Below are 16,897 nucleotides of genomic sequence, written 5' to 3'. Positions count from 1 at the left end.
TGGCCATTATTATGTTAAATCTCTTTATTCATTTGCATATCTCTTGAACATAAACGATTGATATGAAGCATCAAATACAAATTTTCTTCATCATTTAGCTCGATTTTTAGCTTTCCATTAAATAACGAACTAATTTCTAACGCACATTTATAGGCAATTGGGTATTCTTGTTTCAACTTTTTAAAAAGTACTCTATTTTCACTTTGAATTTGTTTATTTTTTAAAGTTCTACGAAGTAAATAGTGAATATGTGTAACAAAACGAGAATAATTAAATGATTCCCTATCAATATCCAGCTTAAATTCTTTTTCGATAATAGCAATACTCTCTTGAATAATATCTTCACTAATATTTTGTTGATTGTCTTTTTCTTCAATTTGATTATTAATAAAATGTAATGCGATCGTTCCAGCTTCTTTTTTATCTAGCCGAACGCCAGTCTCTTCATAAATAATATCTAATGCTAGATAAGCCTGTTTCATTTCATCTCGATAAATCTGATTTATGTCTTCTTGTAACGTCATATCTAAGGTCATCGATTCATTCGCTCTTTTAATAGCAAAATTAATATGATCTGCCAGAGCTAAGGTTGTCGTAGACATTAACGTAGTATTCAAATTACTTTCAACTTCATCTACAATTCGAATCGATGCCTTCATGATCGCAACAGGAATATTTTTTATAATTTCAAAATCTATTTCAGTAATGTTATAAAAAGTCCGTTCCACCTTGCTTAAAGGGATTATTTGTGGTGGCCTAATGAATCCGACTCCTTTACCAAAAGCAATAACCTCTCTTCCTGTACTATCTAAACATAATGAGACATTGTTATTGATATTTTTTATTACTTGCACGTTAATAACAGTCCCTTCTATAAAAATTCCATTACTACAGTATCTAAATCCACAGAATCTGCCGGTTGATGTTCTATCTTAAATTCTCCTGACGTAACAATCATCGGTGTAACCAAATTTATTCCTTGTTCATTGAAAAATTGTCTATCAATTTCAACCAATTCCTGACCTCTTCTGATTTTCTCCCCACTATTTACAAGTACCGTAAAACCTTTCCCTCCGAAATTTACTGTATTAAGCCCGATATGGATCATCAGTTCCGACTTATTAGGAAGTTTTATGCCTAGAGCATGTTTTGTTGGTGCCACCATTATTACTTTTCCATCACAAGGTGCATAAATTGTATTCGATTGGAATTCGAAAGCCATCCCATCTCCTAATAATTTCTCAGAAAACATTTTATCTGGAACCTCTTCAAGTGTTATTACTTTTCCTACCACTGGTGAGTATATATCAATTTTTTTCTTAAAAAAGTGAAACATTTTATCGCCTCCACAAAAAAAGTTCTTTGAAGCAAGCCAAATCAAGCGCAACATTAGCACTTAATTAGGACAAGCCTCAAAGAACTTTGAGTAACAAACCTTTTATTAATATTTATCTACATCTTAATGCAAGCCTTTACAATTGTCAATATCTAAATTTTTCTTAAACTATCAAATAACAACTTTGAAAAATTCAAGTTTCCAATCATAATCATAGAAGTCTCTTATCTGTTTGATGTTGGCAACATGATAATATTTAGTTTTTGCGCCTTTTATAATTTCTTCCACTATTTTAGAAATACCATACTTAAATAGAGTAGTTTCTGAGTCAATTGCCTTAAGCACCATATAAAATAAATTATGCACTCTCCATTCCCATTTAATTCCATTTTAATATATTTATTAACTACTGTTCAAACACCGATTTCAAAATCGTATTGGATAACTTTTTTCCTTTTAATCTTTGTAATAAGTCCATTCTTCAAACTTCTTATAAAATTATATTTTAAAATACTAATACTTTGTGTAAAAATACCAAACCTGTACAGAATTCAGGCCTAATTTATTTCGTTTTTATAAAAAGCCTTGGCAACAAGCTGAGATAATAAAATTATCCCGCCTGCTCTTATCAGCTCACCCTCTCTAAAGTGCCAATTCCTCATCATAAAAATCGAGAAGGAAACACTCCACCGTCTGTGTCCTTACTCCATATCTTTCCTCGGTGTTATACCGGAAGAGTAATCAAAATAAAAGGTACGCTTCCCTTTTTTAGAAATGATGTAGATAGCATGAATAAATAAAACAATCCACATTATAACGAGAAAGCCGAATACAGCCACTGTAAGCCATACATGATAAACATACAGCCCCGAATTCATATCCAGTTCAATTGCCGTTAATATATTTAAAAATGCGGATAATACCCAAGGTACATAAAGGGCAAACATCCTTTTAAACATAGCATGCCATTTAGGTACATCGCCTTCTGCGTCAGTAAGTTCAAATCTCAATATACCTGTTCCTGCTGTTTTCCCATCCCATACAAGGGGCACAATAAAATAAACAACAAGAAAGCCGGCTGTTTTATAAATAAATTCAATCATCTCATTTGATGTAAAAAGTCCTAATGTCAGACTCCAGCTGATATGAACCAGCATAAAATCGATGAAAACTGCCAGCAGCTGAGCTAACGGACGAACCACTTGGCTCTCCTGTATTTTATCCCTCTTAGCAAGCAGATTCTTTTTAGACGGGAATAAAGCCAATATCATTGGGGCAATGAGGAACCCAAATAATGCCCCAGTACTATTTAAAATCAAATCATCTACATCAAATATACGGTACGGACAATTATAAATCCCGTAAATTCCTGTTCCCTGTGTAATCTCAAAAAATAGAGACAGTCCAAATCCAAGTCCTAACGCACGCTTCCAATAACGTTTATTCTGTAAAAAGTACCTTAAATAGACTCCAAACGGCAGTAATAACAGAAAATTAAAAGCTGCCTGTAAAAATGCGCTCTGATTAAGTATCTGTATATAAGTTGCAGGCTGTGTCCAAATAATTTTACTGCTATTGATTATATCTGTTACAAAATAAAATGGTGTGAGTGAATAATGCACTGTGTCGGACGGCTGCAAAGCGCAGGTATTTCGAGTATCCGGTAAAGGCAGCAGCACTAAAAATAAAGCGGATAACAGATAAAAAATAAAAGAAAAAGCTACGATTGAAGCCCAAATACTTAAATAACCATATTTTCTATAGACATAGATCAGCCATGGAATTGTAAGAAACACGGACAACAGGATAAATACAATAGCTGCTGTTTGAATTGGCATGATATATACCGACATATGCCCACCTCTTTCTGAAATCATATACAAATTTAATATCGCTTTTAAATAAAGTTTAAGCAATAACATCCAAGCTATTTATTGTTTTACGTTAAAAAAGGCTCTCTGTCAAATATAGTAATAAAGATAATTTTATTTACTCCATCATTTCATTATTACAGTACTATTCGTTAACCATAAATAAACACCCCAAAAGATAGATTTTTAAATCTATCTTTTGGGGTGCATCACAACTTGGATTAAGCAGAAGTGGTATTTTAAGAGATATACAATGTCCTGTCCCTGTTTAACTGTCACATAACAGTCAGATTAGCCGTTTTTTGATATACTCTATTCAATCATACTACGCTCTCTTTTTATAGAAAGAGGTGAATAAGAACAGAATAACACCCAGCAACACAGCAATTCCGCCAATAATTCCAAAGTACATAATCTCTGTTTCAGGACTATATAATTTAACGATTTGTGCGTTAATTGCCTGTGCGGAAGCATTGGACAAGAACCAAAGACTCATTGTCTGCGCAGAGAATGCCGCAGGAGCCATTCTTGTTGTGGCTGCTAAACCAACCGGTGATAAGCATAACTCACCAAGTACCACAATCAGGAAGCTGAGTACCAGCCATATTGGACTGACAAGCGCATCAGGCCCTGCGTAAATTGCCGGAATTATCATAATCAAGAAAGATAGACCAGCAAAAACCAAGCCTAATGAGAATTTTTTGTGTGTGGATGGCTGTCTTTTACCAAGCTTCATCCATAATGCTGCAAATACCGGTGCTAACAGAACAATAAATAATGGGTTAAATGATTGGAACCAGGATGATTGCAAGGAAAAACCGGCAAATGATAATCTTGTCCGTTCATCTGCGTATTGTGCCAGGATAACAGCCCCCTGCTCCTGGATTGCCCAAAATACCATTGCTGCAAGGAATAATGGAATATAAGCAAGTAAACTCTTCTGTTCCTGACTTGTTGTTTTCTTACTGAAATACATCACTAAAAAGTAAATAATAGGAATAATTATCCCCAGTATACTGACTAACATGATAAACCCATCAATGGTTAAAATACCATTAGAAATCAGAATAGCACCAACAATTACAATTATGATTGCACTGATTCCAAATTTCAGAAATACAGATTTCTTTTCTTCAGATGATAACGGGTTTGGCACATAAGAACCGGCAATCCCTAAATATTTCTTTCTGGTAGCTAAGAAAATAATCAGCCCAACAAGCATACCTAAGGCCGCTACCCCAAATCCAAGATGGAAATTATATTTTTGCCCGAGTGTTCCGACAATAAATGGTGCAATTAGACCACCAAGGTTAATCCCCATATAGAATATACTAAAACCGGCATCAGTACGCGGATCTTCTTTATCATATAAATCTCCGACGATATTGGATACATTCGGTTTTAACAGCCCTGTACCAATAACAATTAATCCCATGGATACAAATAGAGCTGTCACTCCTCCTGGAAAGGATAAGGCAATATGACCTGCCATAATCAATATTCCGCCATAAAAGACGGTTCTCTTTGTACCAAGTAACCGGTCAGCAACCCAGCCGCCGATAATCCCTGACATATATACAAGTGAGCCATAAATAGCCATAATGGAAGCGGCTGTTCCCTTATCTAGATTCAGCCCGCCATCTTTTATCGCATAATACATATAGTAAAGTAAAATTGCTCTCATACCATAGTATGAAAATCTCTCCCAAAACTCTGTGAAAAATAATGTAAACAAACCTTTAGGATGTCCGAAAAAACCTTTTTGCGGAATACTCTTAAGGATATCTTCTGAATTTTTTGTCGTCATAATATTCCCTGTCCCTTTCTATTTGAACTGATTAAGCCTTCAAAATATGGCTCCAAATATTATTCCAGCATCAAAATATAGAAATTGATACTCTTAAATAAATATTCTAACAATTAAAAAATACCTCACCGTCTGGTTTTCGTTTACTGAATTCGTAAAACTGCCAAATAGAAAAGGTACCCTTGATTGATGACCATATAAGCAAATGCTAAAATGAAATAAAATCAACTTTAAAAAATAAACATATAGAAATATTTATGTCATGCAGGAATGACATTGTTTTCTTGAATTACACTGTTTTTATTTTCAAATGGATTTCTAATCCCTTTTTGAAAATAAAACCTTTTTTCGCATACTTGCTTTTGGCCCGTCAGGCGGTACTGCTTCTCCTATTTATTTTATGCGTAAAAGTCGAATATTAAATATGATAACACTATGAAAGTTTAATGTAAATTAATTGACAAGTGGTTATTTTTTCAAATTTTTCATCGTATATTCATATGGTACCAGAAAAAGGAATTTATTCAAGAGAATAATGCACCACAATTTCTATTACACAAAAGATATCATCATATTTTTTGTATCAAAATAATTTTTCAACACGCAAAATTAGTGGTATAGTTATCACAGGGATTGTAAAATAATGTACGGTCCTTAAAATGTTTTTTCATGCTCCATCAATCATAACAATAGTAATCGAAGCACACTCCTATTTTCGCGGCGAATATAGATATAAATTTATTATACCCAAAAGGAGAAAACAAGTGGAAAAAACAGTAGAATCCGGAATATCCAGTGCAATCGGCAAACTATTTCGAGATAATTTCGGAAAAGGACCGGAAGCAATTTTTGTATCTATAGCAAAACCATATATCACTATTTATTTACGAAACTTTTTAGCTCCTATGGAGAAAATTCTGCTGAAGCAGGAAAACGAATTAAAATTCCAGGAAACTCGTGATCTGTTAATGAAGGAACTGACTCCGGAGATACAATCTATTATTTCTTCACAGGCAGGAGTACAAGTAGATAAAATCTACTATGACTGGTCGACAGAAAATAGAAACGGTGTTCTCTTTGCGGAACTTGATTCCGACTTGGACGAAACAACTGAGGACTATCTTAGTTATCCAGCCAAAAAACAGGTTCACGCAGAGATTAGCCGCTTTACTCAAAAAGCGCAAAAGTCTCCAAAAAAGCTTACATCTTGTATGCTTAACTCCCGCACGTTAGTTTCCAGACGGGAGGATATTTTTGTCCTGATTGAACAGGAGCTTATCAGCTCCGGTTTTGAGAATCAGCTCAGACTGTCAAAACGGAAGCTGGAAAAGAGTTTAATTGATAAAAAATTCTTAGAGTCTGTACTTCATCAGGAAATACAAGATGTATTCGTAGACTGGGATTTTGAAAACGATACAGGCTTTGTTATCTTTATACTTAAACCAAAAAATAATATGGTGGAAATGTCTAGACAATAGAGCTAAGACATAAGCCGGAAAGGGTATTCTATCCTTTTCGGCTTTTTTTAAAATTAAATGAAACAATAAAACGAAACCCAGGCAGTGAGAACAACGATTAAAGATATACTATTAACTAACAAAGGGGCAAACTAGAATTTAGTTTTCATTCGCAATTATGCTGATTGATTCAAATATACATCTCCAGCGATTTCCAATCGTTCTTAATCTGAAGCAAGGAATATAAAACTTTATCAAGAACTGGAGGACTAAACTATGAAAACTCAATCAACTGTGAACATCAATAAGGAATTAGATATTGTTCAGGCCAGACAGGTAGGCCGGGATATAGCAAAACAGATTGGCTTCAGTACTGTTAACCAGGCGCGTATTACCACAGCAATATCTGAATTGGCCCGCAACATTTATCTATATGCTGGTAAAGGACAGATTTTTTTTGAAATTATTGATACATTTAATCAAAAAGGGCTGGTTATGATTGCAACTGACTCAGGGCCGGGAATAAATGATATCAGGTTAGTACTGCAGGATGGCTATACTACTTCAGGAGGTCTTGGGGCAGGACTTCCTGGAGTCAAGCGCTTGATGGATGAATTTGAAATCCAGTCAGAAAGTGGACAAGGTACAACAGTTAAAGCTATTAAATGGGTCTGAATTTCAACATACAAGGCTAAAAATATACTTCTGTTTTCAGCAAACAGAAGCCAACCCGTTTTTCTTGCAGCCCAGTTTATTAACCATTCTCCCATACTTAATTTTAAGTTGACCCTTTTACATAATTAAGAGAATGCAAGATTTAAAGAGCCTTTGAAGCTCTTTAAATTCGTTAGCTATGTCATAGCTGTTCCCTTCGCTGTTTTGCAAAATTATTTTACATTTTCCACGCTTCGTTGTCAGGTTTTCATCGCAGCTATACTTCCCCCGCAACTTACTGGACGCCCTCAGGCTACAGCTTTCATTCAATTTCCGCCAGCCAATGTTTATTGCAGGATTCAAATCAGAAGTTCCTGTTATCGGAGGTACTCCTGAAGAAGATATCGCCCTTTTAAATCCAGATGAATCTGTCCCAAATGGTACAAAGATCTCATAAGCGCAGTAAAAGGGCAATGGGAAGAATTCCCTGCTCTTTCTTAGATTGATCTTATACTCGTTGAAATAAACAGAGACGCATCCTGATTCATAAAAATATTGCTTCCATGATAGAAAGTATTCATTTCGATATTTTGCAAGCCGGCGTGATTTAATGCACGGTTGATTTCCTCTTTGGTAAAGCCATTATGCACTTTCGGATGCTGAATCCTTTTATTTTTATCAAAATCTACAAGAATAAGCATACCATTTGGATGTAACAGCGTACTTAATTTTTGCAGAAGCGGCTCTATATCTGGAATATGCAGCAGAACCAGCGATAAAACGATGACATCTGCTTTCATTTCCAAACTATCATCCTCCGCTAAATTAAACTCTATTGCTTTGAACTGGTTTAATTGCTGCTTCTTTATTTTACCTTGAGCGACTTGAATCATTTCTTTAGAAGCATCCATCAGCGTAACCTTTTCAAATTGATCAGCAAGCTGAAAGGTCACCAGGCCTGTTCCACCGCCATAATCCAGCAGAGAACGGTATTGCTGCTTACCAGACAAGGCTCTATTTATCTCATCGGCAATAATATTTGCCAGCTCTTTCCGATCTTCTGTATCATATTTTTTTGCCATTTGATTGAATACATTCTCTTCCATCTTCTGCCCTCCATATGAGCATCTTTTACTTTTTCAATTAAATTTCTTTGGTTTTTCAATATACCATAATGCTAAATATAAACAAGAAATAAGCAGCAGAGTATAACCTTCAAATTAGGCACTAGAGAGAGGTATTTTTTTACGATGTCTTCATTCTATAATTCAAACAAACGATTGATTTACTTCCGGGGTGCTGTTCCCTTGATTCAAAAAACTGTTATGTTATCATTGCCTACAAGTATGAAATAAAGGAGTTTTACCCTTGAATGTTCCAATTCTTTATGAGGACAATCATTTGCTTTTTGTAGAAAAGCCTGTCAACATCCCTGTGCAGGAAGACCGGTCCAAGGATCAGGATTTGCTGAACCTCTTAAAAGAGGATTTAAAAATCCGCTATCAAAAACCGGGAAATGTTTATCTGGGACTGGTCCATCGTCTGGATCGCCCTGTAGGAGGAGCAATGGTATTTTCAAAAACATCCAAAGCCGCTTCCCGATTGTCTGATGCAATTCGACGACAAGCAGTAGAAAAGAAATATTTAGCTGTGGTACGAGGAAAGCCTAAGAAAAAGTATGGGTTATTAAAAGATTATCTGGTAAAGGATAAGCGTGAAAACAAAGTGTACACAGCACACCCGGACAATAAGAACGCCAAAGAAGCAAAATTAGAATATGAAGTTATCGGTAGCAAAGAAGACTTGAGCCTGCTCTCTATCAAACTCCACACCGGCCGGCCGCACCAAATTCGCGTTCAGCTCTCTTCCCGTGATTTACCACTCTATGGAGATCAAAAATATGGAGAAGAGGCTAATCGGGCCGGAGAACAAATTGCTCTATGGTCAGAGACGCTCGCAATAGAGCATCCTACAAAAAAAGAAGAAATAAAGGTTAAGTCTCAGCCGCCGGATAAATACCCGTGGAATCTTTGGTAGAATCATATGTCAGATAAGCGTTTGTTAAGGAAAAGAAGTAAAGGAATTCGCAAACAAAGCTCCTTTACTTCTTTTATAACATCTTCTCAGCCTATCATTTTTTCACAAGCTTACTCTCACGACTGCCTCTTCCTAACGTTTAATAGTCTGATATGTCAATAAAATCTTCCCTTCCATATACGTTTTCACACACTCATTCTATAAAACCGTGCATATTGCTCATTCATATAATCTAAGCTGTAGGAAAAATCATCAGCAACCCAGTACATAATCATACCAACAAGCGCATTTGCCTGATAGGCAGTATAGAGCTGGATATTAATATCTTCATTCTTATACAGCTTTAAAACTTCACCAAGCAGCAGCTTTATCTTTTCATAAAATAAATAGTAATAGGAAAGAGATGCCTTATTTGAAAAAACAATTTTATAGAAATCACCGTATTTTTTCACATGATGAAAGATACGTAAAGAGGATGGATCTACTTCATGCGGCTGGACCTGCAAATCACGATAAGCCCCTTGATAGGAGTCCTCCAAATCTTCCATAACCACCTTAAAATACTCTTCAAATAAGCATTCTTTTTGCTCATAGTGCAAATAAAAAGTCCCTCTGTTTACTTTGGCCAGTTTACAAATCTCAGAGACAGAAATAGATTCCATCGGTTTATCCATCAAAAGCTTCACTAATACCTCATGAAATGTCTTCTTTGTTTTAATAACTCTTAAATCATTTAAATTCAAGTTGCTTCACCTCTTATTAGTCATTTTTCACAAAACCGTTCATTAAGCAACATTCTCCATTTTTTTGGCCATTGAATTAGAATTTTATTATATGCTATTATCATAATAGACAGTTGTACATTAAAACAATATTTTTAGTTTAAACTAAAGTTTGTAAGCGTTTTATTTAAGATGAATAGAGAGAGAATACATGGACAGCTGTTGAACATTCTAAACTATTAAAAGGGGGAGCTCTTATGAGCAAGGTTTACTTAATCACTGGTGCAGCAACGGGACTTGGACGGGCTGTTGCATTAAAGCTGGCAGAGCAGGGACATCGTTTGAGCCTGGTTGATTATAACGAAAAGGACGGTCAGGCTACTGCGGAAGATGCTAGAAAGCTTGGTGCTGAAGTTATTTTTGTAAAAGCTGATGTTTCCAATGAAGTTGATGTTAAAAATTATGTAGCACAAACGGTTGAAGCTTTTGGAACCATAGATTATTTCCATAACAACGCCGGAATTATGATTCCATTCCGTCTGCTTCATGAGTACTCAAGTGAAGAGTATGACCGCTTAATGAATATTAATGTAAAAGGGGCATTCTTAGGAATCAAATATGTTATTCCTGTGATGATAGAAAATAACGGCGGCACCATCATCAATACTGTTTCATCCAATTCCTTTAAACCGACAGCCTTTAACGGTGTCTACGCTGCTTCCAAGCATGCACTTGCCGGATTAACTAAATCTATCGGCCAAGACTATCAGGACTTGAATATTTTCGCAGTGGGGGTTGCACCGAATACGATGCAGACGAATATTTCTGCTGCCGCATCAACTACATATACAGAAGAAATTGGTGCGGGAATCGCAGCCTCTACAGGCCCTAATATTCCGGCAACTGCGGAAGAAATTGCTGATGTTGTCATATTTGCTATGAACGGAGCCAAGACTTTAAATGGATCGACTGTCAATTGCGCAGGCGGACAAATCTATAATTAATTTTCAAGCTGTAAAGTGTAAAGGAGCCAAATCTCTTCTAGTATTTGGCTCCTTTTTGTTTAGCTGGTTTTTCCGTATACTTTTGATACACTAAATAGCGCATGGCACTTTCCAAAGGTCCATTTACACCAAGTTTTTCTAAAACAGCGGCCAAAACAACAGCTATTATCCAAATGAATACAGCAATAATCGTGACTCCAATGTTATCTAATGTCCCGCCTAAATCAAAAAATACCGGAGATAACAGAATAACGAGCAAGGCTTCATTAAAAATGAAAAAAGTGAGTGAACGCTTCCCTAAGGCTGTTAATGAATAGGTTAACCAGCCAGGATTCTTAATATGGTCAGCTATTACGCCAAACAGAGCTGCATAGCCTATTCCAGCAGCCATTCCTGTTATGATATGAAATCCCCATATGATCCCTGCTGTTTGAAAGCTGGGCCACCATACTTTATCAATCATCAGTAAGGGGATTGCTCCAATAATGGATACCATTATTCCTATCACAGCGATTTTCTTTAATTTCCTATGATGAAGCTGAGAATTAACCAGCAAGTGTTTTTTACCAGCCCACATTCCTATAAGAACAGGCGGAAGAACGGGAAAAAGAAAGTGAATAAATATCGGGATGATTGGAAAAGAAAGTGCAGCTTCTATAAAGAATTGCAGATACCCAACATCTGGTGTAAATTCCACCCCAAATCCATAACTGTTCATTTCTTTTAAGAAAACTCCCCATAATAATGGTAGATAGAGCATCATAATCAAAGTGATAATAATTGTAGCTTTGATCAAGGTCTTATTATCCCGTGGCAGCAGCCAGGCCGTTAAAAGACCGGCAATCCCATAAGCCATCAATATATCCTGCCCGCCGATTACTACGGCAAATATAATCCCGAATAATATTAAATACCAGCATCTCCGCCGAATTGTTTTAAGTGCTGATCTTTGGGAATTTCCTCTTAAAATTTGCTTCTCAAAAACCATCATAAGCCCATAGCCAAATAAAACAGCAAACAACGGACGTGCACGATTGTCTATAAATAATTCTCCAAACATATTAATCATTGTATCTATAAAAGAAATACTCTCTGGACGACTCATTATACCAGGCTCAGCATTGTATAAAAATAACGGCGCATGTGCAAGAACAATTAATAAAAGCATCCATCCTCTTGCTAAATCTAAGGAAATCGCTCTCTTTTTCGAGGTTTGAATATTTTTCTGTATGGTCAACTTCTATTCTCCTTCATTTAAATTGATTGAACATATAGTTTTTTGGTCATTTAATCAATTTAATATTAACATACTATCATTAAACTGTCTGCCCCGAAATTTATTTCTTCACCATATAAAAAAACGCATCGGATAGGATCTATTTAACCTCAATCCATCCAACACGCATATCTTATTTCTTTCAGAAAAATATGATTTACCCTTTTTATTTAGCTGCTTCCAATACTTTATTTCGATCTCATTCCTCTTTTGGGCGCCTCTTCCCTATTTTTTGATATATTGCTTCTCCAACCAGACCTGTCCCTATTCCTATCATTGTCCCCGCTGGAATATTCCCGGTATAGAAACCGATACCAATTCCTAAAAACATAAAACCGCCGATAACCATACGATCCCTCCTACATTAAAATCATGAAGTACATTTAACATTATTTTAACCCAAATCACCACTGTATTCATCCCTTTTTCAAAATAATCTGTATGTTATCATTTGAAAATATTTCAAGTTCATTAGTTGATAACAAGCATCATTTAATAAATATTTAATAAACCCTTTCGATTTCTTTAAGCTATTAATCTTATTATATGAATCGGCAAGAGGAAAAATAGTTATATTCGAAAAAGAAAGGAGTTTTCTTATTGTCTATTCAAAAGATAAATGATTATTTAGGTGTTCCGGTAATTACTTTAATATTGCTTTCCCTGTTAGGTGTACCCCGTGTCATTGGCCATGACCTGTCTCTTTTTAAGGAAGGAAGTCTGGTAAACAGTGTATTGGTCTTTGCACCAATTATTATATGGATTATATATATAGTTTTGAAAAATGTCAGGAAAACATTTTTATCTTTATTATTAATTGGTTTTTTCTACGGGATATTTCTAGCAATTGTTCATCAAATTTTATGGCACACAGCTTTAGATGCTCCTATCCAATTTGGAGGCAGCTTAAGCAACCTGCCGCAAATCGCGGTAAACAGCATTGCCCGTATCTTTGCATTCTTCAGCAGTGTAACAACTGGCATCGTAATAGGTGCAATTACAGGAGCATCCGGTTCTCTCGTAAACTTTATAAGGAAGAGTATTACCTCGAAATAATCAGGCGTCCGGAACAAGAAGGATAGAAAATAATCACAGCTGATACAGCCCAGCCATGATAAGATGAAGGAAGAAGGATTGTAAAATTCGCTCATATAAAGGAGTAATATATAAATGACAGACTTAAATGATTGGAAAAATAATGCCTTTGGTCATAAATTTATCGCTTCTTTCAGCGGAGGCAAGGACGGCTCTTTAGCCCTTTATAAATCGATGAAGGTCGGAGAAGCCGTCGGGCTTATTGTCATGATGGAGGAAGAAGGAAAACGTTCCCGGTCCCATGGTATGCCTCCAAATATTATACATGCCCAGGCTCACTCCATAGGTTTGCCTGTATACACGGCTGCAGCAAGCTGGGCTGATTATGAAAAAGTATTTATCAATCTTTTAGAAACCGCTAAAAACCAAGGTGCAGAGGTTTTAGTAACTGGAGATTTAGATGTGCCTGCCCACGGCTGCTGGCATGATGAAGTCACGCAAAAAGCGGGGCTAAAGCTGGGAATGCCTTTATGGGAAATGGATCATCGCCAAGCTGTCGAGGAATTCATTGACCTGGGGTTTGTTGCAATGCTTGTAACGGTGAATATATCTCTTGGTATGCGTGAAGAGGATTTAGGAAGAATATTAGACCATGAATATGTAAGAGAGCTTGAAGACCGCGGTATTGATCCCAGTGGAGAAGGCGGGGAGTTCCATACAACTGTACTTGACGGCCCTATCTTTAAACATCCTCTATCCGTTCGTAAAGGTGTGATTCTTAAAGATGGAAACTACGCTTTTTTACCTTTGGAGCTGAACTAAACAATGAAGATTTTTCTATATACAGCCTTCCATCTAAAAACTGGAGTAAGCTTTTGGCTTACTCCAGTTTTTAAGATAACTCATTTTTATCACTTCATTCCTGGTTCGTGCTCTTTGTCTTTAGGTACTAGCATTCGCAAATCATTAACATATTCCCATCCGGATCTTTAAAGTTAAAATAATGACTATGTTCAATTGCTGTAATTAAATGAACGCCTTTATTTTTCATATATTGAAATGCTTCTTCAATGTTTTTGGTATTCAGGTGAAATGCCGGTGCTTTAAAAATTTTATCCTTTGCATAAATCTTACTATCCAATACAATCCCTGTACCGTTCATAGGGATAACATAAAGATGGCCGAAAAGTATTTCTCCGTCTGTTTTTAACCCTAAAATATCACAATACCAATCTCTTGCTTTTTCAATATTGCTCACCGGGATAAATACTGTTCCAATTTGGTTTAAGATAGGATTGCTCATTAAAGTACCTCTCCTCTATTTTTTTAAATGAATTATTACGGATCGCTTATTCCCATTGCTACTAACAGTAAAAATGCATAGACTAAAACCAATCCATTTCCCAATATACCTATAATTAAATAGACAATGCGTTTAGATATGACCCAAGAGAATACTGCTAATAATATACCAATTATTGAAAACGCCCCAAATATTTTAATACTAAAATAAACATCTGTATTTGGTCCTCTGACTATAAAAAATATAATGATACTGATAATTACAATCCCACCGTCTAGTTACAATAAAACTTAAGGGTAACTTCTTTCAAAAGCTGCTCTTTTTCTTCTGGAAATTTATTGATTTAATGCAGAATTCCAAGCGCTGCAGAACTCTTTTACCGTTGAATATCTCTTATCACGATTCACCTCGACTGCTCTTATCGCAACTTCATAGAGTTCTTGATCAGCTTCCCATTTGGAAAAGGCGCGATCCATTTCACCGCCAATTAGCCCAAACACAACAGCTCCTATATTATAGACATTTGTAATAGCATCAATAGGTGCCCCCATTTTATATTCTTCCGGAGATTTTGTGCGATTCGAGCCCCAAAAATCCTCTCCTATATCATTAACAGAAGGAGACTCTCGATAAAAATCAATATCACATATTTTCATTTCATGATTCTTGAAATCATATAAGATACTTCCATCGTAAAAATCTACAGCAACATACTTTTGAGATTCCACATAGGTATGGAATGAAAATATGGCATCAATAACTTTTAAACGTTTTTCCACTGTTAAATTCTTAAAACGGTAAAAAGGGGACTCCGGATTGGTGTATTTTTCCGGCCCGCCAAACAGCCAATGAGCATGTAAACATTCTCCTTCAAACCATTGAAATATTGCTGCATACCCTTTTTCAACAGAAATATAATCGACTAATTTTATTAAATGCGGATGTTCAAGAGCCTGATAAACTGGCACTGCCTTTTTCAATCGTTCTATTGCGTCCTCGGGTTTTCCGGTAAAATCAATCGGTTTTGCTCCAGCGTATTTCACAAAATACTTTTGCCCAGCTTTCTCCACACCGAAGCTTATATTCCCGGAGTCCTGCTGATCAAAAACACAAAATACAGCTCCGAATTGCTCTAACCAATTGAAATTATGTTCTTCCTGCAGTTCAAATTCCACTTTGCCTATCTTCTTCATTATTGAATTTGTTTGTTTACTATTCCCCAAAGTATATGATCCTCCTATATTGTAGACAGGGACCACGTAGTTTACAGGGGTTTGATACGCTTCCCTTAAATGAATTGCACCCCGCTCTTCGTTATCAATATTTTCATAAAACAACGCCTCCTTTCAAAATAATTACTCCAGGCTATCCTATTTCCCAATAAATCATTGTTTCTGTTGAACTTATTTTTTTCATACCTAATTTTTGCAGCACACGAATCGAACCATAGTTATCAACAAGCGTTTCAGCTATTATTCTGTCTACTTTTAAAGTTTTAAAAGCCCATCGGATCAAAGCTTCCATAGCTTCTGTTGCATAACCATTTCCCCAATAGCTTTCCAGGAATCCATACCCTGCTTCCACTGCTCGATCCTCATCCGGTTTCCCCTTAAATCCTATATCACCGAGGACAACTCCGTCTGACTTCCGGATAACAAGCCATGGCCCCCAGTACAGTAAAGAGGAGTCTTCATTTAGCCTTTTTAAGTAGGCTGAGATCTGCGGTCCGTTATCATACTTTTGATTAATGGCTATTTTAACCGTTTCTTCTGTGCATGGTATAACCTTAAGTCTTTCCGTTTCTAATTCCATAATTAGTTCTCCTTTAAAAAATAAGAAATACGCAACATTAATTCAAATCAGAAGATAACATTCCATACACAATACTGTCTGTCCATTCCCCTTTACTCCAATAATCCTGCATAAAATGCGCTTCTTTACGCATTCCTATACGCTCACATAATCTTTGCGATGCTTTATTCCTTGCATCCAAATTAGCCTGTATACGGTGCACCTTAAATTCACTAAACAGTTTATTCACTAAACTGCTCACAGCTTCTGTTGCAAATCCTTTTCCTGAAGCTTCCTGAGAGAAGGTATAACCAATTTCAACGGTATCTTTCATCTCTGTATACCACACGGCCAAATCACCAATTACTTTTGTGCCGCTTACTACCGCCAAGCTTAAAGAATTTTCTTTTGTAAGTACATTATTCTCCAGCTTTCTCTGAAACTCCTTCTGTTTATTTTCATGTGTCCACTTATCATTTAAGAGGTATTTACAGGTGGTATCGTTACTATAAATATGAAATACATCCTGTAAATCATCATCATTAAATGGTCTGATTAACAATCTTTCCGTTTTAAATTCCAAAGAAATCCTCCTTAAATTACT

At 36.0% G+C, this 16,897-nt stretch carries 18 protein-coding genes; 6 read left to right on the top strand and 12 right to left on the bottom strand.

Annotation, left to right across the window (positions count from 1 at the left end; genetic code table 11):
- Positions 1-14: 14 nt before the first annotated feature.
- The 4 genes from IEX29_RS12385 to IEX29_RS12370 form a co-directional block, all read right to left on the bottom strand.
- Complete coding sequence (locus tag IEX29_RS12385; protein ID WP_188734754.1) at positions 15-854, bottom strand: PRD domain-containing protein; 840 nt, start codon at positions 852-854, stop codon at positions 15-17.
- 17 nt (positions 855-871) lie between these two features.
- A complete protein-coding gene (locus IEX29_RS12380) occupies positions 872-1,390 on the bottom strand; it encodes a PTS sugar transporter subunit IIA (RefSeq protein ID WP_229720200.1) in 519 nt (172 codons plus the stop codon).
- Between the two features lie 647 nt (positions 1,391-2,037).
- A complete protein-coding gene (locus tag IEX29_RS12375; protein ID WP_188734752.1) occupies positions 2,038-3,189 on the bottom strand; it encodes a VanZ family protein in 1,152 nt (383 codons plus the stop codon).
- 343 nt (positions 3,190-3,532) lie between these two features.
- Positions 3,533-5,014, bottom strand: coding sequence for a peptide MFS transporter (locus IEX29_RS12370; RefSeq protein WP_188734751.1), 1,482 nt, complete (start codon positions 5,012-5,014; stop codon positions 3,533-3,535).
- Between the two features lie 764 nt (positions 5,015-5,778).
- Between IEX29_RS12370 and IEX29_RS12365 the strand changes: the two genes are divergently transcribed.
- Together IEX29_RS12365 and IEX29_RS12360 are read left to right on the top strand one after the other, a co-directional pair.
- Positions 5,779-6,492: a Na-translocating system protein MpsC family protein gene (locus tag IEX29_RS12365; RefSeq protein ID WP_229720199.1), complete on the top strand. Its 714-nt coding sequence runs from the start codon at positions 5,779-5,781 to the stop codon at positions 6,490-6,492.
- 255 nt (positions 6,493-6,747) lie between these two features.
- Complete coding sequence (locus tag IEX29_RS12360) at positions 6,748-7,146, top strand: anti-sigma regulatory factor (RefSeq protein ID WP_188734749.1); 399 nt, start codon at positions 6,748-6,750, stop codon at positions 7,144-7,146.
- Positions 7,147-7,622: 476 nt separating this feature from the next.
- On the opposite strand, the gene IEX29_RS12355 is transcribed toward IEX29_RS12360, so the two are convergent.
- Positions 7,623-8,231, bottom strand: a complete 609-nt coding sequence (locus IEX29_RS12355) for a class I SAM-dependent DNA methyltransferase (protein WP_188734748.1) — start codon at positions 8,229-8,231, stop codon at positions 7,623-7,625.
- 262 nt (positions 8,232-8,493) lie between these two features.
- On the opposite strand from IEX29_RS12355, the gene IEX29_RS12350 reads away from it, so the two are divergent.
- Positions 8,494-9,162 (top strand): RluA family pseudouridine synthase, encoded by a 669-nt coding sequence (locus IEX29_RS12350; protein ID WP_188734747.1) that lies wholly within the window; start codon positions 8,494-8,496, stop codon positions 9,160-9,162.
- Between the two features lie 185 nt (positions 9,163-9,347).
- On the opposite strand, the gene IEX29_RS12345 is transcribed toward IEX29_RS12350, so the two are convergent.
- On the bottom strand, positions 9,348-9,905 hold the full coding sequence (locus tag IEX29_RS12345; protein WP_188734746.1) for a TetR/AcrR family transcriptional regulator: 558 nt from the start codon (positions 9,903-9,905) through the stop codon (positions 9,348-9,350).
- 236 nt (positions 9,906-10,141) lie between these two features.
- Here IEX29_RS12345 and IEX29_RS12340 point away from each other — a divergent pair, with 236 nt between their 5' ends.
- The gene (locus IEX29_RS12340; protein WP_188734745.1) at positions 10,142-10,888 is read left to right on the top strand and encodes an SDR family NAD(P)-dependent oxidoreductase; all 747 of its coding nucleotides are present in this window, start codon (positions 10,142-10,144) and stop codon (positions 10,886-10,888) included.
- Between the two features lie 37 nt (positions 10,889-10,925).
- On the opposite strand, the gene IEX29_RS12335 is transcribed toward IEX29_RS12340, so the two are convergent.
- Complete coding sequence (locus tag IEX29_RS12335) at positions 10,926-12,125, bottom strand: DUF418 domain-containing protein (protein WP_188734744.1); 1,200 nt, start codon at positions 12,123-12,125, stop codon at positions 10,926-10,928.
- A gap of 238 nt (positions 12,126-12,363) precedes the next feature.
- The gene (locus IEX29_RS12330) at positions 12,364-12,513 is read right to left on the bottom strand and encodes a hypothetical protein (protein ID WP_188734743.1); all 150 of its coding nucleotides are present in this window, start codon (positions 12,511-12,513) and stop codon (positions 12,364-12,366) included.
- A 251-nt stretch (positions 12,514-12,764) separates the two neighbouring features.
- Here IEX29_RS12330 and IEX29_RS12325 point away from each other — a divergent pair, with 251 nt between their 5' ends.
- Positions 12,765-13,220: a hypothetical protein gene (locus IEX29_RS12325; RefSeq protein WP_229720198.1), complete on the top strand. Its 456-nt coding sequence runs from the start codon at positions 12,765-12,767 to the stop codon at positions 13,218-13,220.
- A gap of 114 nt (positions 13,221-13,334) precedes the next feature.
- Positions 13,335-14,021 (top strand): Dph6-related ATP pyrophosphatase, encoded by a 687-nt coding sequence (locus IEX29_RS12320; RefSeq protein ID WP_188734742.1) that lies wholly within the window; start codon positions 13,335-13,337, stop codon positions 14,019-14,021.
- Between the two features lie 127 nt (positions 14,022-14,148).
- On the opposite strand, the gene IEX29_RS12315 is transcribed toward IEX29_RS12320, so the two are convergent.
- The 4 genes from IEX29_RS12315 to IEX29_RS12300 form a co-directional block, all read right to left on the bottom strand.
- Positions 14,149-14,502, bottom strand: a complete 354-nt coding sequence (locus IEX29_RS12315) for a VOC family protein (RefSeq protein ID WP_188734741.1) — start codon at positions 14,500-14,502, stop codon at positions 14,149-14,151.
- Positions 14,503-14,837: 335 nt separating this feature from the next.
- Positions 14,838-15,695 carry a protein kinase family protein gene (locus tag IEX29_RS12310; RefSeq protein ID WP_188734932.1) on the bottom strand — a complete coding sequence of 286 codons (858 nt, stop codon included), beginning with the start codon at positions 15,693-15,695 and terminating at the stop codon, positions 14,838-14,840.
- A gap of 172 nt (positions 15,696-15,867) precedes the next feature.
- Positions 15,868-16,314, bottom strand: a complete 447-nt coding sequence (locus IEX29_RS12305; protein WP_188734740.1) for a GNAT family N-acetyltransferase — start codon at positions 16,312-16,314, stop codon at positions 15,868-15,870.
- 37 nt (positions 16,315-16,351) lie between these two features.
- Positions 16,352-16,876 (bottom strand): GNAT family N-acetyltransferase, encoded by a 525-nt coding sequence (locus tag IEX29_RS12300; RefSeq protein ID WP_188734739.1) that lies wholly within the window; start codon positions 16,874-16,876, stop codon positions 16,352-16,354.
- Positions 16,877-16,897: the final 21 nt, after the last annotated feature.

Origin of the sequence: Oceanobacillus neutriphilus, assembly GCF_014645515.1 — a bacterium.
Taxonomy (GTDB): domain Bacteria; phylum Bacillota; class Bacilli; order Bacillales; family Amphibacillaceae; genus Oceanobacillus; species Oceanobacillus neutriphilus.
Note: the sequence above shows the minus strand (reverse complement) of the source record. Positions and strands in the feature narration are given on the sequence as shown.

Coding starts and splice junctions, on each gene's coding strand:
- IEX29_RS12370 (WP_188734751.1), bottom strand. CDS start 5,014: ATGACGACAAAAAATTCAGAAGATATCCTTAAGAGTATTCCGCAAAAA.
- IEX29_RS12320 (WP_188734742.1), top strand. CDS start 13,335: ATGACAGACTTAAATGATTGGAAAAATAATGCCTTTGGTCATAAATTT.
- IEX29_RS12310 (WP_188734932.1), bottom strand. CDS start 15,695: ATGAAGAAGATAGGCAAAGTGGAATTTGAACTGCAGGAAGAACATAAT.
- IEX29_RS12380 (WP_229720200.1), bottom strand. CDS start 1,390: ATGTTGCGCTTGATTTGGCTTGCTTCAAAGAACTTTTTTTGTGGAGGC.
- IEX29_RS12355 (WP_188734748.1), bottom strand. CDS start 8,231: ATGGAAGAGAATGTATTCAATCAAATGGCAAAAAAATATGATACAGAA.
- IEX29_RS12340 (WP_188734745.1), top strand. CDS start 10,142: ATGAGCAAGGTTTACTTAATCACTGGTGCAGCAACGGGACTTGGACGG.
- IEX29_RS12315 (WP_188734741.1), bottom strand. CDS start 14,502: ATGAGCAATCCTATCTTAAACCAAATTGGAACAGTATTTATCCCGGTG.
- IEX29_RS12305 (WP_188734740.1), bottom strand. CDS start 16,314: ATGGAATTAGAAACGGAAAGACTTAAGGTTATACCATGCACAGAAGAA.
- IEX29_RS12360 (WP_188734749.1), top strand. CDS start 6,748: ATGAAAACTCAATCAACTGTGAACATCAATAAGGAATTAGATATTGTT.
- IEX29_RS12330 (WP_188734743.1), bottom strand. CDS start 12,513: ATGGTTATCGGCGGTTTTATGTTTTTAGGAATTGGTATCGGTTTCTAT.
- IEX29_RS12375 (WP_188734752.1), bottom strand. CDS start 3,189: ATGTCGGTATATATCATGCCAATTCAAACAGCAGCTATTGTATTTATC.